An 11,827-nucleotide genomic window follows, 5' to 3' on the forward strand; every position below is an offset into this window, starting at 1 on the left:
CCTGTCTCTACGGGCTCGACTGCTGGAAAACCCAACACTTCACGCTCGCGCCGTTCAGGCGGATGCGAGAGCGCACGGTGCGGTTGGCTTCGAGGAACTTCCGGGACTTGCTGGCCTTGAGGTAGCGCTTGAGCTCGCGGATCTCGGGCACGCGCAACTTGTGCTCGGCACAGGCGCGCTCGAAGTCCTTGAGGTTGATGGCCACCTCGTTGCTGCCGTAGCCGTAGTGGTTGAGCACCGGCTCGTCGCGCAGGCCTTCCAGGTACTCGAAGGCCTCCCAGAATTCCTGCACGAGGGGATGATCGGCGTTGATCGCCTGCTGACGATCGCGGGCCATTTGCCATACGTGGCCGGCGGCCATGTCGATGGTCTGGGCGTCGAACAAGCCCAAGCCTTCGGGGCCCAGGCAGTCCACCAGGGCCATCAGCTGGCCGTGGCACTTGGCGATGCGTAGCACCTTGATGTCGGGGTCTTCTGCCAGGCGGTTGGCGTAGGGCTTGGCGCGCGCCTTGATCAGCTCGAGCAGCGGCGCCTCGCGTTGGGCGACCTCCAGGGCAAACTGGCTGACGTTCTCGAGCTCGGTCTTCTCCAGCGCTTCGGCCAGTTCCTTGGTCTGGTGGGTTTGCCCCTCGCGGGTGAAGTGCAGGTGGCAGATGCGGGTCTGGATGGCCTCGCCGGCCTGCACCGGGGCGTTCTGGCTGATGACGATGCTGCCGCGGAAGGGCGGCTCGTAGGTGTCGTTGCCGCTGTTCTTCACGCCGCGGGCGCGGATCGAGCGGCCGTTGAAAGCTGTCTTGAGCTCGTCCCAGTCGAACTGCTTCTGCTTGGCGCCCCCTTCCTGCTCGCGGTCGGACTCGATCAGCACCACCGGCAGGTTGCTCACCTGGGCGAAGTTGCGCGAGCGTGCCGGCATGGTGGCCTTGGACGGGTCGAAGCCCTCATAGTCGCGGCGGCCCACCAGCTTCCACAGAAACTCGATGAGCGTGGACTTGCCGGCGCCGGCCTCGCCGACGATCTCCAGGAAGGGGAAGCTGCCCATTTCGGCGCGCAGCTGCTCGGCGAGCAGGCTGCCCAGCCAGAACGCCAGGGCAACCAGGCCTTTGGTACCGAAGGCGCCCAGCAGCTGGGTCGTCCAGCCGGTGTGATAGGCCTTGCGGTCCGGATTGAGGTGCAGGGTGACCGACTGGCTCAGGGTCTTGAGGTGCTTGCGCGGGCCGAGCTCGAAGTAGTCCTCGGCATTGATGCGCACCAGCTTGCCGCCGGCCACGGCCAGTTCGCCGAACACATAGGCGCCGTGCTCCTTGCTGTAGCCGATGAAGTCGATGGTCTCGACCGTCTTGATGTTGCCGATCTGGTCCTGGAGGAGGGTATCGAGCTGCTGGCTGGTGCCCGTCCACACCGCGCCCGGGGCCACGCCGAGCAGGCGCTTCTTGTACTCGCTGGCACTGGCCAGCTGGCCGCCGCTGAAGGTGTTCTTGACCGGCGCGCGGCCGTCGGGGAACTCGACCCGGTAGTAGTACCAGCTCTCGTCGGTGACCAGGTTGGCCTGGTAATAGAGCGCCGTGGGGAAGCAGGTACAGATGCGCTTCACGCTGCCGGCCTGCTCCAGGGCCGCATCGCGGATGGCCGGGTTGAGGCTCTGCTGGTCGCCGCCATCCTCGCCCTCGGCCCGCACGGCGCGGTCGAAGGCGTCCATGTCGAGCTTCCACCACCACACCTGGCGCTTGTACTCGAACCAGAACTCGCGGCGCTCGGTGCGCTTGAAGATGATCAGCGCCTTGGCCATGGCGCTGGGGGCCAGCAGTAGATCGCCGTGGTAGCGATAGCGCGCCAGGTGCTGCTCGGTGAGCTCGATGCGCTGGTGGGCATCGTTCCAGTCGAACCGGCCACCGCCAGGGATCTGCGCGGCCTGGCACTCCCAGCCTTCGGCGCGGGCGCGTTCCACCCACTTTCGGGTGGCCTTCTGGCCGGCAGAGTTGCTGTCCAGCGCCCACACCAGGGTGGGGCGGCAGGTGCCGGCCTGGTGGGCGGCGTCTACCAGGGCCTTGAGCGCCTCGGCGGGGTAGTTGCTGCAGCTCATCGCCGAGGCGGCGGCGATGCCATGGTGGTAGAGCGCGATGGCATCGAAGATGCCCTCCACGATCCACACCTCGTCCTCGTTGGCGAGATCTGTCGGAGTAAACACCGGCGGGCACCACCACTGGCCCTTGTAGCGCCCCACGAAGTTGGCCTTCTGCTTGCCGAAGCGCTCGGGGTTGTCGAGCAGGCGCTCCCAATAGGCGCCGCTGGGCAGCGGGAAGCGCACCGTGGCGGTGCCGCCCACGTCTTGCCGCCAGTAGCTCTCTTGGGTGTACCAGCCCTGGATGCGCGAAAGCTCGAAGCCACGGCCGTCGCGCAGGTAGCCATCGGCCACCGGGGTGGTGCTGGTCGGCTTCTCGTGCGGGGCTTGATCAGCGCGCGGGGCGTAGCGCTCCGACCAGCTGGCGAAGAACTCCGGGAACAACTCCTTCATGTGGATCTGACTGCCGCAGTTGTTCTCGCGGCCGCACTTCAGCATCCACGGCGCCTCGGTGGCGATGTACGCCTCGCGCTTGCCGCAGTCGGGGCACTGCACCTTTTGCAGGTACGGGCCCCGCTCTTCGGCGCGGTAGTCGCGTTGCAAACGCGCGAGGATGTCCTGGCGCAGCGATGGATTCACGCTGTGCCTCCTTTATCCGAGGTGAAGGGGGAGGGGGTTACTGCTCGATGACGACCGGGCGGCGGCGGTCGCGGCCCACTACGACGGCGCGCTGTTCACGGCGGTCCTGCTGCAGCACGTTCAGCAGGTCGTTCACGGTGAAGACCACCGGCCGGCCGTCTTCCGTGCGCAGGAACACCATGTGTGAGGTACTGGCATCCACATCGATGCGCGCCTGCTGGTTGGTGCTCTCGAGCTCGGCATAGGCCTGGAGCGCGGCCAGCTCAGCGGCCTCTTCGGTCATGTCGTGGTGGTGCGTCAGGTGCTCGATGCAATCGCGCAGGGCGTTCTCCCTGTTCTCCCAGCGGGTGCGGAAGAGCTGGGCGCTGGCGATGTTGTGGGCATCCAAGTGCGGTGCGCGAAGCGGGGTCACGTTGGTCATGGTCTCGGTCTCCTTCAGCATTCGTTGAGCTGCTCGAGCAGCACCTGGCGCGAGGCCCGATCGACGGGAATGCGCACGTCGGTGGCGGGGGCTCGGCTGGGTGAGGTGGTGGTGGCGAACTCGACCAGCAGCTTGCCGCTCCAGCCGCAGGCCGGGCTGGTGCACTGGGCGTAGACCTCGTAGAACACCGGCGAGGGGCGCTTGCTGGTTCGGGTGATGGCACGTTGCGCGCAATGCGGGCAAAGAATTCTCACCGGGGATCTCCTTTCACTTCGTAGAGCGCGCGGCCGCGGCCGGTGAGGCCCTGGGCGCCGCGCCGGATGCGGCGACGTAGCAGCCATTCAGCAGCCTGCTCGCGGGACTCCAGCCCCTGCTGATGGCGAACGGCATCGAGCACTGCCCGGGCTTGCTGGTCGAGTTCCACGGGTTGTTCCGGCATAGGGACCTCTAATGCACGGTGGATGTGGTGGTGTGCTCAGCCGGTGTGAGCCGCGAGAGTGTCGGTAAGGGATGCGGGATCGATGCCGAGCACGTCGCGGGCTTCCTTCATCAGCATCTGGCGCATCACCTCGGCCTTGGGCACGCCCAGGTAATTGGCCAGCGCGGTGATCACGTCCGACTCGTACTGATCGAGGTAGACGGTGGCCTTATTGGAGCGGATGCGTTTCGGGTCCTGGTACATGGCGAGGTTCCTTATGCAGCAGGTCAGGACAGACGGCCGATCAAGCCCGGCCGGCTCTTTCGGTTTCGGCTTCGTAGTGCTCGATGCCGAGCAGGATGAGCATTCGGGTGGTGGCGGAGAGCGAGCGCATCTCCAGCTGGGCGATGCCCTCGAGCTTGGTGCGCTCGGTATCGGTGACCTGGGTCATCACCGGGCGGTTACAGCCGCGCGGGGCGCGGGCCGCAACGGCGGCTTGCATGGTCTCGGCGGTGTCCATGGGTTAGGCTTCCTTAATGTTGTCTAAGACTGCGATTCGATGATGGTTCACGTATGTGAACCTGTCAAGCGGGATGGTGCAAATTTGAGAACCACAGGTGAGCGACTCAAGGCGGAGCGTGAGCGTTTGGGCTTGAGCCAGACGGCGTTAGCCCAGGTCGGTGGGGTCGGCAAAACGACTCAGATTAACTACGAAAAAGATGCTCGGAGTCCTGATGCCTCTTACCTATCTGCGTTGGATGGGGCGGGAGTTGATGTGCAGTACGTCCTCACAGGTCGACGCTCAAGCCATGGCCATGGTTCACAAACGTTGACACCCCTCAGCGCTTCGGGTGCCGATATGTCCGAAGTGAAGATGTACGACATAGAGGCCGCTGCCGGTGATGGTCGCTCCCTGGAACAGGAAGAGGTCGAATCCACGCTCTACTTCCCCACCGAGCAGCTGGCCGCCCAGGGGCTGGACCCGGCCCAGGTGGTGGGTATCAAGGTGCGCGGCGACTCGATGGACGGCACCCTCGCCGATGGCGACTGGGTGCTGGTGGACCGCAGCCGGCGTGAGCCGAAGCCAGAGGGGGTGTTTCTGCTGCTGGTACACGGCGAGCGACGCATCAAGCGCGTGCAGCGCGTGGCAGGCGGCGCCTGGCTGCTGATCAGCGACAACGAGCATTACCAGCCCGAGATGATCAAGCCCGAAGACATGAAGGACGTGGAGATCCTGGGGCGGTGTGAGATTCGTATCGGGCGGGTTAATTAATATTAAAGGAAGACTTATGAGTGGGCATTACCAATTAGAGTTTTCACAAGAAGATTATCTTGATGACATAAGCGATATCAATGCTTCCGATTTCTCTAATGCCGTTGTAGTGAGCGCTGACTGGACGGCTGAAACAATTATTCGCCAAATTGATAAAGGCAATATTGTTCTAAATCCCAGTTTCCAAAGGAGGGATGCATGGACTAGAGAAAGGAAGAGCCTTTTTATAGAATCAATGCTCCTTAATCTTCCTGTGCCGCCTCTAGTGCTTGCTGAATCACCATTGGAAAAAGGCAAGTATATTGTTCTGGATGGTAAGCAGCGCCTTCTTAGTATTCTGCAGTTTGCTGCAGTTGAAAACCGTGATGAATTTTCAGCTTTAAAGCTTAAGTCTCTTCCTATTCTCGGTGGATATAATGGGATGACATATGAAGATATCTCCGGAGGAAGCGGTCAGCTGGCGAACTTTGATAACTATACGATCAGAACTTCGATAATTAAGAATGCCAATTCTGATTCGCTTCTTTATCAGATATTTTATAGATTTAATACGGGTAGCCTTCCGCTAAGCCCTCAAGAGCTTCGGTTCGCGTTACAGCCAGGAAAGTTTTCAGAGTTTTTGGATTATCATTCATCTGTGTTGAATGTCTTTCGCTATATTTTTGATGATGATAAGCCAGACTTTAGGATGAGGGATGCCGAGCTCCTTTTAAGGCATATTGCAAATAATTTGTTTATAGAAGCTTATGGCGGGAATTTGAAAAAACATCTAGATAATGCGTATTGGCAAATATCTGATGATTTTGATTCTTATGAAAGCAAGCTGAGCTACATTGTCCAGCAGCTCGATATTGCACACGAATTTCTTTTGAGCGTTTTTGGGGAAGATCTATACAGGAAATGGAAAAAGGGCAGGTTTGAAGCTAGGTTTAACAGGTCTGTATTTGAGGTTTTAGTTTACTTGTTTGCTCGGCCGATTGTTCGGCATGCCGTTAAGGAGAGTGGTGAAGACTTCAAGGCCTATTTTGTTGGTTTGATGGAAAGTGATGGAGATTTCTTAGCTTCCTTTGAGTCCACTACAAAAACTGTATCTTCAGTCTTGAAGCGTTTTAACGGGACGATTGGGATTTTGAATTCTCAGTTTGGAGCTGATCTTGAGTTGATTGAAATAGGCGGGAGGGTAGAGTGACGAATAATACTGAGCTCTACGTTCAAGTCTCGGATAGGATAGATCAGCTTTCAAATCATCTGATGCCAAGTGAGTTTGACGATTTTGTTAACTACGATCCTTGTTATTACGATATGGCTCGTGGCTATTGTCTTTTGGTGCATGCAGAGCTTGAGAATTATTTCGAAAGAGTCGGGCTGGCGTACTTAAAGTCAAAATATGATAGATGGGTAAGTGGTAATGGAGGTGAAGATTGTATTATTGCCATTACCATGACGTTGGCAATTGAGGGCCATCAGAGTGAGGATGGATTGTTTTCAGAATTGCTTTCGAAAGTAAGGAGTTCAGGGGGTAAGGGAAAACTTAAAACTCAGTTGGGACGCTATGTGAATGAATACTATAGGTGGATGCTAGGTAGAGTGAATGGTATAAAAAAGGAAGATTTGAAAAAAATATTTGCTCCCGCAGGCGTATTTGAGGAAATAGAGCCATATGTGTCCAGTTTTGATAGATATGGTGAGCTAAGAGGCGGTATTGCACACTCAAATGTAGGTCCTGGACTGGTTCAAGAAGTTAATCCTAAATATTTTTATGATACTCTTTATCGGAATATTATGCCTGATTTGAGTAGTATTGATGCTATTTTGCTACGTAAGAACCCTGATCTAAATTCCGTTGATTGGAGCAGGGTTACTATTAGGGACACAAATTAAAGGTAGGCTATGTGCGACCGCTTTGCTCTTTATAGCCCATACCTCAAGCTCTCCCAGGCCCTGCGCCTGCCGCTGGAGCCTAGGGAGCTGACGCCACGCTACAATGTGGCGCCGGGTACCTGGATCACTGCGGTCTGTCATCCCAGCGATGATGCGCCGCTGGTGATGGACGAGGTGTGGTGGAGCTACCGGCCGCACTCCGAAGGAGAAGGCGCCCGAGTTTATGACCGTCACGGCTGATGGCCAGGAGGCTTTCAGCTTTACACAACTTGGCTAAAGGGAACCTGAGGAGATTCGAAATGGGGCAATGCAGATTTTGCGAGCGGAAGGGGTTTTTCTTATCGGTTGACACGAATGGCTTATGTGAGAACTGCGCGCCCCAGGTATTGCACGATATTACTCAGCGCCACCGAATTATTGAAGATTGCCTCAGGCTGGCCCGTGATGGGAAGACCTTTGCGACAAGACTGTCACGATGTGACCTCTTGTTTGAGCATTTGGAGCATCTTTTGCAGTATGAGAATAAAGGCATACCAACGTTGACACCTTCACCATCTGATATTTTGAGCGAATTCAAAGGTTATCGCGACAAGCTGATTATTGAGGAAGCCCAAAAGGTAGCTCAAAAGGCAAAAGAAAAGTCAGAAGTCGCATCTACCATCACGGCAAAGCACAACGCGCTGGCAAACGGGCTTTTGAAGTCGCAGGAGATTATCCGGAACACTTCAGATGCTTCGGTGGGCGAGGAGCTGGAACGTGGGTTTAAATATTTGATGTACAAGGTGAAGCTTGATGGCTTCCTAGAAGCAGCAAAGAAAGCGGAATTCAAAGGAAACAATAAGAAGGCGATCGATCAATATCAGGAGGCACTGTTCCTGATTCGCAACGATGACATTCCAGACGACCAGCAGGGCGTAGAGATCCAGCAGATTGAAGCGAAGCTGATAGAATTAGGAGCCTAAGAGACCTGACGACGGGACTTTGTCGAGGCTGCTAGCTTTGCTGTTCGATCGAGAAGGCGACAGAAACGTCACGCTCGACAAGGTGGCGACATCTAATTACACAGTAAGGAGATCAGCGTGACAATGATTCGGGTGGCTGCATTTGCGGCGACATGCATGGGACTGGTGGCCTCCTCTCTGGCCAGTGCCCAATCGATGCCACGCTTCGACGTAGAGGCGCACTGCGAGGAGGTGTCACAAACCGTTGGCGGGAGCCATCAGATCTATAACTCGTGCATTCAGATGGAGCAGCGCTCCTACAACTCTCTGAAGGCGGACTGGTCGGGCGTCTCGTCGCAGATTCGAAACCACTGCCAGGAGGTAGCTGAGACTGTTGGCGGTAGCTACCAGATCATGGAGAGCTGCGTGCAGATGGAGCAGGATGCCGCCGGCAACCGTGAGTCGTTCAGCTTCGACTGACGGGGGGATCATGAAGGTGAACTATCTAGGCCCATGCCTGGCAGTGGACCATCCGGCACTGGCCGAACTGGATCACGAACCTCTTCCAGTCAGCTGCTACCTGGTGGAGTTGAGCGAGGAGGCTGGGGTCGAGGGTCCATTGATCGAGGGTGATGTTCTGGTGGTGGACGAGGCGCGTCCTGTGCAGCATGGCGACCTGGTGGTGGTGGAAACCGGCGAAGGACTTGGCTTGTTCAAGAGCCATCGCATTGGTGGGCGTTTCCGTCTGCTGCCGGCAAGCGGGGGAGAGGGGCGCGGGGCGGATCCCGAGGTGTGTCGAGGGGTGGTGGTGCGCAAGGCACGGATGCCAGTACGTTAATGTGGGAGATCTCGCACAAGCTGCATTGGCGATATCGCCATGTGGCGGCGGCCCGGGTGTGGCATGGTGAGGAAGTGACGCCGAGTGAGTGCGGCAGGCGACCTCGCCATGGAAGTCGCCAGGGATGATGGGATCGCGTCACGGTACTCGGGCCCCTTGCCAGGATGGTGAGGGGCTTTCTTATTTGAGTTTCGGTAACTGCCTGCCTTTGAGCTTCCTGGATGCTGGCCATGGTAACTCATATATCATGGGGCTGTTGATTTTTGTTACCTCCCGAGAGATGGTCGGCCACCATGTAATGAGTCGAAGAGCGGTTTCCCATCCTTTCTTGTTGCTCCACTCCTTGCCGAGATTGAAGATTGTAATGCCGGCGTTTTCGAAGGCGTAGCGTTCAGGGTCCCCCTTTTTGAAGCGATCCTTCGAGACGATGATCCAGTTGGGATCTGCTTTCAGCTTTTCGAGCCATACCTGGTCGGGCACCCCATAACCGCCATTGAATTCTCTAGCATGCACAACCGTGTGCCGCTCATCGAGAATCTGGGACAGGTGGTTTAGGGCGTTGGCAAGATTGGGGCTAATGTTTTCGTCAATGAAGAAGTGCACCCGCCGTTATCCTTTTTTCAAAGTTCACGGCGCGATTCACCTCGTCGAGGGTGATATCGAAGTTGCGAGCCACTGCCTCAGCATCACCATCTTCAGCCTTGAAGGCTTTGAAAATAGCAATGGTAGACATGTGGCTGGGAAGAACGATCGGCTTGCCGAAGGCAAACTTCGGGTCGACCACAATGTTGGGATCGTCAGGATCGGGCTCCCACCTGACCGGGTTGTCGCTGGCATCGAAGGTGATGCGATCCTTGATAAACGGTGCAATAACCTCGGTCATGACATCCTGAAACTTGGCGAGGTCAGTCATGGCCGTCTCGCCATCGTCTTTCAGAGCCTTCAGAATGACTGCCCGGCCATCCGTCACCAGTTGCCGATGGATCAGCGGGTAGTCACGTATCTCACTGAGGTTGGCCAGTGCAGTGCGGATCGTCTGCAGGGGTACGCCGTGCTTCCGGAATTGCTCTACTGCTCGTACCTCGAGTAGATCCTTGAAGCTGAGGGTGTCCTCGGCGCCGAGCGCCTCGGGCTCAGGATGCCAGAGGGGGGCGGTGTGGGTGTCGTCACCGAGCAGCCAGCGGCGTATCTTGGCAGCATCGACACCGATGAGCCTCTCCGCCTGCTTAGGACTGTAAAGCCCGATTCCTGCCAATGCCGTCATGGCGCCCCTCCTTGCGTCCTCTCTGCCCTGCGACCGGTCTGTTTCCGGTTCGTTCTACTGTCTTAGGCTCTCTTTTAGTGTGGTGGACTATAGGCGACTTGAGTAGCCAGCTCAACGTCGGAGTTTGCTGCATATGGCAGCATGATTGTGAAACTATCTTTCCTTTCAACAGCTTGGCTGCGAGTCATGCGCCCTGAACCTCCAGCGTGATATCGCTGGTGTAGGCGGTTTCGGTGAGCTCGTGGGTGACCTCGGTGGCGAGCCACGGCACGGCGTCGATGGTGGCCTTGAATCCGGCGAGGCGGATCGGCGTCTCGGGGTAGAGGTCGGGGCGGCCCTCGGCCAGGGTGAGCGAGGCCTCGGCACCGCCGCGCTGGATGCGCTGCCACTCGCTCTTGGCGGCGTTGGCGGCGTCGTCGCGGCTGGCGTAGGTGTGGCGCAGACGCTTCACGTTCTCGTCGCTGCCGGCGATGACCTCGGCGCGCCCGGCGGCGTCGGGATCGTGCCAGTAGGCGAGCACGCCGGTGAATGCGTCGCGGTCGGCCTCCACGTAGCGGTGGCCGTCGCCGTGGTGGCGGCGCAGGGTGACCGGGGCGATGGCCCGGCCGCTGGCGGTGCTGGCCTGGCCGGCGGCCATGAACAGCAGGCGCCCGGCCTTGATGGTGGCGATGGCGTCGTATTGCTCGGCCAGGCGGGTGAGGAAGTGCAGGTCGCTCTCGTCGGTCTGGTCGGCGTGCTCCACGTAGACGCCCTGCAGGGTGGTGCCGATGGCTGGCTCGAGGTCATGACGGCGGGCGATGGTGGTGACGATGTCGCCCAGGGTGAGCTCGTGCCAGCCTTGGGAACGCTTGCCAGGCAACTGGCGGCGCATGTCGGCGCTGCGCGCGCGAATGACGACGACGTCCGGCGCGCCGGAGTGCTCCACCTCGTCGACGATGAAGGTGCCGCGCTCGACCAGGCCGGCCTCCTGCCAGCCGAGTGCCAGGGTGAGCTCGGCGCCGTGGGGCGGCAGCGCGAGGCGGCCGTCGTGGTCGGAGAGGGTGATGTCGAGCTGGTCGGCCTCGAGGCCGCGGCGATCGGTGAGGCGCAGGCGCATCAGGCGGGCGTCGAGCTCGGGGCTGATGACCTGGCCGGCCAGCGTGAGGCGGTAGCCGGGGGCGCGGGGTGGGCGTGCCTGCTGTTGTGAAGGGCTCATGCCAGCAGCCCCGTGGCGGCCCGGGCCAGGGCCCCGTTGAGGCTGCCCAGCAGGTCGGCGCGGTCGTCGTCGACGCGCTGCAGGGTGAGCGAGAAGCCGATGCGCTGGGCGCTGCCGTCGCGCATCTGGTGGCTCTTGGCCTCGCTGAGCGATTCGATGACGTAGAGCCCGTAGAAGGTGCCGTTGCCCTCGATCAGCGGCCAGGCGGCGCCCTCATTGGCCATCTGGCGCAGCTGGTCGAGGTTCTGCTGCCCGCCGGTGAAGTGGGGCAGCAGGGTGCCGGTGAGGGTGATGGTGTCATCCCCTGGGCCAAGGTATTGTCTTGCGGGGCGGTGGCCGACTCGCCCCTGGCCCTCGTGGCGCCAGGCACTCTGTCGCTGCAGTTCCTGGTATGGAGCAGTGCCAAGGGCGAAGACGAACATTCCGTAAGTCATCATCATTTTGGAGTTTTCCCTTTGAAAGTAGTGAGATTGTGTCTAATAACATTTGCCATCTGTGTGATAGTTTGGGCTATTGGTTTTTTTAACGACGATGCCTGGTATCCCATTAGCCCGCCTCATTCATCAGGGCACAGAACGAGCGTGTTGAGTCCATCGATTGCCGGTACCGACCTGCTTCAACCTCATGCGGTCGCTTGGTAGACGGTTGGCATATACCCGATTCGGCTTTTGGCCGATCTTTTCATAACGATCAGGAATTGATGTCTGGCGCCGGCGCAGCCGTGGCCGTCGACCTCCGTTGTGGCCGCCTTACTTGGCGAGTCAATCTTGGTGACGCTGGGTGTCAGGCCAAGGCCGTCAGCCGAGGCAGCCCCTTCAGCAAGGTGGGCCACCATTTGTCGGCGGCATCGCCGAGGTGCACGGTGATGCGCCGGGCATGCATCGTCAGCGTCGCCGCA

The 11,827-nt window shown here is 58.9% G+C and carries 17 protein-coding genes and 1 pseudogene; 8 read left to right on the forward strand and 10 right to left on the reverse strand.

Annotation, left to right across the window (positions count from 1 at the left end):
- Positions 1–7: 7 nt before the first annotated feature.
- Genes BM388_RS14825 through BM388_RS14850 form a run of 6 tightly spaced genes read right to left on the reverse strand, consistent with a single transcriptional unit; the run spans position 8 to position 4,057 of the window.
- A complete protein-coding gene (locus BM388_RS14825) occupies positions 8–2,698 on the reverse strand; it encodes a toprim domain-containing protein (RefSeq protein WP_089851537.1) in 2,691 nt (896 codons plus the stop codon).
- 37 nt (positions 2,699–2,735) lie between these two features.
- Positions 2,736–3,119, reverse strand: a complete 384-nt coding sequence (locus BM388_RS14830; protein ID WP_139233956.1) for a hypothetical protein — start codon at positions 3,117–3,119, stop codon at positions 2,736–2,738.
- Between the two features lie 14 nt (positions 3,120–3,133).
- A complete protein-coding gene (locus tag BM388_RS14835) occupies positions 3,134–3,373 on the reverse strand; it encodes an ogr/Delta-like zinc finger family protein (RefSeq protein ID WP_175535118.1) in 240 nt (79 codons plus the stop codon).
- Positions 3,370–3,558, reverse strand: a complete 189-nt coding sequence (locus BM388_RS14840) for a hypothetical protein (protein ID WP_089851542.1) — start codon at positions 3,556–3,558, stop codon at positions 3,370–3,372. Before BM388_RS14840 ends, BM388_RS14835 begins: the two co-directional genes overlap by 4 nt.
- A 36-nt stretch (positions 3,559–3,594) precedes the next feature.
- Positions 3,595–3,801 (reverse strand): hypothetical protein, encoded by a 207-nt coding sequence (locus tag BM388_RS14845; RefSeq protein WP_089851545.1) that lies wholly within the window; start codon positions 3,799–3,801, stop codon positions 3,595–3,597.
- Positions 3,802–3,841: 40 nt separating this feature from the next.
- Positions 3,842–4,057: a hypothetical protein gene (locus BM388_RS14850; RefSeq protein ID WP_089851546.1), complete on the reverse strand. Its 216-nt coding sequence runs from the start codon at positions 4,055–4,057 to the stop codon at positions 3,842–3,844.
- Between the two features lie 42 nt (positions 4,058–4,099).
- Between BM388_RS14850 and BM388_RS18290 the strand changes: the two are divergent.
- The 8 genes and pseudogenes from BM388_RS18290 to BM388_RS17675 all read left to right on the forward strand — a co-directional run.
- A pseudogene (locus BM388_RS18290) lies at positions 4,100–4,282 on the forward strand (helix-turn-helix domain-containing protein); the annotation flags it as partial.
- Positions 4,283–4,396: 114 nt separating this feature from the next.
- Positions 4,397–4,810 carry a S24 family peptidase gene (locus BM388_RS14855; RefSeq protein WP_245781567.1) on the forward strand — a complete coding sequence of 138 codons (414 nt, stop codon included), beginning with the start codon at positions 4,397–4,399 and terminating at the stop codon, positions 4,808–4,810.
- A gap of 16 nt (positions 4,811–4,826) precedes the next feature.
- Positions 4,827–5,999 carry a DUF262 domain-containing protein gene (locus BM388_RS14860; protein ID WP_089851551.1) on the forward strand — a complete coding sequence of 391 codons (1,173 nt, stop codon included), beginning with the start codon at positions 4,827–4,829 and terminating at the stop codon, positions 5,997–5,999.
- Positions 5,996–6,691, forward strand: a complete 696-nt coding sequence (locus BM388_RS17665; RefSeq protein WP_139233957.1) for a hypothetical protein — start codon at positions 5,996–5,998, stop codon at positions 6,689–6,691. Before BM388_RS14860 ends, BM388_RS17665 begins: the two co-directional genes overlap by 4 nt.
- Before the next feature lie 9 nt (positions 6,692–6,700).
- Positions 6,701–6,931 carry an SOS response-associated peptidase gene (locus BM388_RS17670; protein WP_139233958.1) on the forward strand — a complete coding sequence of 77 codons (231 nt, stop codon included), beginning with the start codon at positions 6,701–6,703 and terminating at the stop codon, positions 6,929–6,931.
- A 59-nt stretch (positions 6,932–6,990) separates the two neighbouring features.
- Positions 6,991–7,653, forward strand: coding sequence for a hypothetical protein (locus tag BM388_RS14865; RefSeq protein WP_089851553.1), 663 nt, complete (start codon positions 6,991–6,993; stop codon positions 7,651–7,653).
- A 117-nt stretch (positions 7,654–7,770) separates the two neighbouring features.
- Positions 7,771–8,112: a hypothetical protein gene (locus BM388_RS14870; RefSeq protein ID WP_217641085.1), complete on the forward strand. Its 342-nt coding sequence runs from the start codon at positions 7,771–7,773 to the stop codon at positions 8,110–8,112.
- Positions 8,113–8,122: 10 nt separating this feature from the next.
- The gene (locus tag BM388_RS17675; RefSeq protein WP_139233959.1) at positions 8,123–8,470 is read left to right on the forward strand and encodes a LexA family transcriptional regulator; all 348 of its coding nucleotides are present in this window, start codon (positions 8,123–8,125) and stop codon (positions 8,468–8,470) included.
- A gap of 180 nt (positions 8,471–8,650) precedes the next feature.
- Here BM388_RS17675 and BM388_RS14880 read toward each other — a convergent pair whose 3' ends face one another.
- From BM388_RS14880 to BM388_RS14895, 4 genes are all read right to left on the reverse strand, one after another.
- Entirely contained in the window at positions 8,651–9,073 is a 423-nt protein-coding gene (locus BM388_RS14880) for a PIN-like domain-containing protein (protein WP_089851559.1), read from the reverse strand.
- A complete protein-coding gene (locus tag BM388_RS14885; protein WP_089851561.1) occupies positions 9,057–9,734 on the reverse strand; it encodes a hypothetical protein in 678 nt (225 codons plus the stop codon). Before BM388_RS14885 ends, BM388_RS14880 begins: the two co-directional genes overlap by 17 nt.
- Positions 9,735–9,918: 184 nt before the next feature.
- Positions 9,919–10,929 (reverse strand): phage late control D family protein, encoded by a 1,011-nt coding sequence (locus BM388_RS14890; protein ID WP_089851563.1) that lies wholly within the window; start codon positions 10,927–10,929, stop codon positions 9,919–9,921.
- Complete coding sequence (locus BM388_RS14895; protein WP_089851565.1) at positions 10,926–11,369, reverse strand: phage tail protein; 444 nt, start codon at positions 11,367–11,369, stop codon at positions 10,926–10,928. The genes BM388_RS14890 and BM388_RS14895 overlap by 4 nt, the downstream gene beginning before the upstream one ends.
- Positions 11,370–11,827 lie beyond the last annotated feature (458 nt).

Source organism: Halomonas saccharevitans, from assembly GCF_900116405.1.
Classification (GTDB): domain Bacteria; phylum Pseudomonadota; class Gammaproteobacteria; order Pseudomonadales; family Halomonadaceae; genus Halomonas; species Halomonas saccharevitans.

Coding starts and splice junctions, on each gene's coding strand:
- BM388_RS14830 (WP_139233956.1), bottom strand. CDS start 3,119: ATGACCAACGTGACCCCGCTTCGCGCACCGCACTTGGATGCCCACAAC.
- BM388_RS14840 (WP_089851542.1), bottom strand. CDS start 3,558: ATGCCGGAACAACCCGTGGAACTCGACCAGCAAGCCCGGGCAGTGCTC.
- BM388_RS14845 (WP_089851545.1), bottom strand. CDS start 3,801: ATGTACCAGGACCCGAAACGCATCCGCTCCAATAAGGCCACCGTCTAC.
- BM388_RS14850 (WP_089851546.1), bottom strand. CDS start 4,057: ATGGACACCGCCGAGACCATGCAAGCCGCCGTTGCGGCCCGCGCCCCG.
- BM388_RS14855 (WP_245781567.1), top strand. CDS start 4,397: ATGTCCGAAGTGAAGATGTACGACATAGAGGCCGCTGCCGGTGATGGT.
- BM388_RS14860 (WP_089851551.1), top strand. CDS start 4,827: ATGAGTGGGCATTACCAATTAGAGTTTTCACAAGAAGATTATCTTGAT.
- BM388_RS17670 (WP_139233958.1), top strand. CDS start 6,701: ATGTGCGACCGCTTTGCTCTTTATAGCCCATACCTCAAGCTCTCCCAG.
- BM388_RS14865 (WP_089851553.1), top strand. CDS start 6,991: ATGGGGCAATGCAGATTTTGCGAGCGGAAGGGGTTTTTCTTATCGGTT.
- BM388_RS17675 (WP_139233959.1), top strand. CDS start 8,123: ATGAAGGTGAACTATCTAGGCCCATGCCTGGCAGTGGACCATCCGGCA.
- BM388_RS14885 (WP_089851561.1), bottom strand. CDS start 9,734: ATGACGGCATTGGCAGGAATCGGGCTTTACAGTCCTAAGCAGGCGGAG.
- BM388_RS14890 (WP_089851563.1), bottom strand. CDS start 10,929: ATGAGCCCTTCACAACAGCAGGCACGCCCACCCCGCGCCCCCGGCTAC.
- BM388_RS14895 (WP_089851565.1), bottom strand. CDS start 11,369: ATGATGATGACTTACGGAATGTTCGTCTTCGCCCTTGGCACTGCTCCA.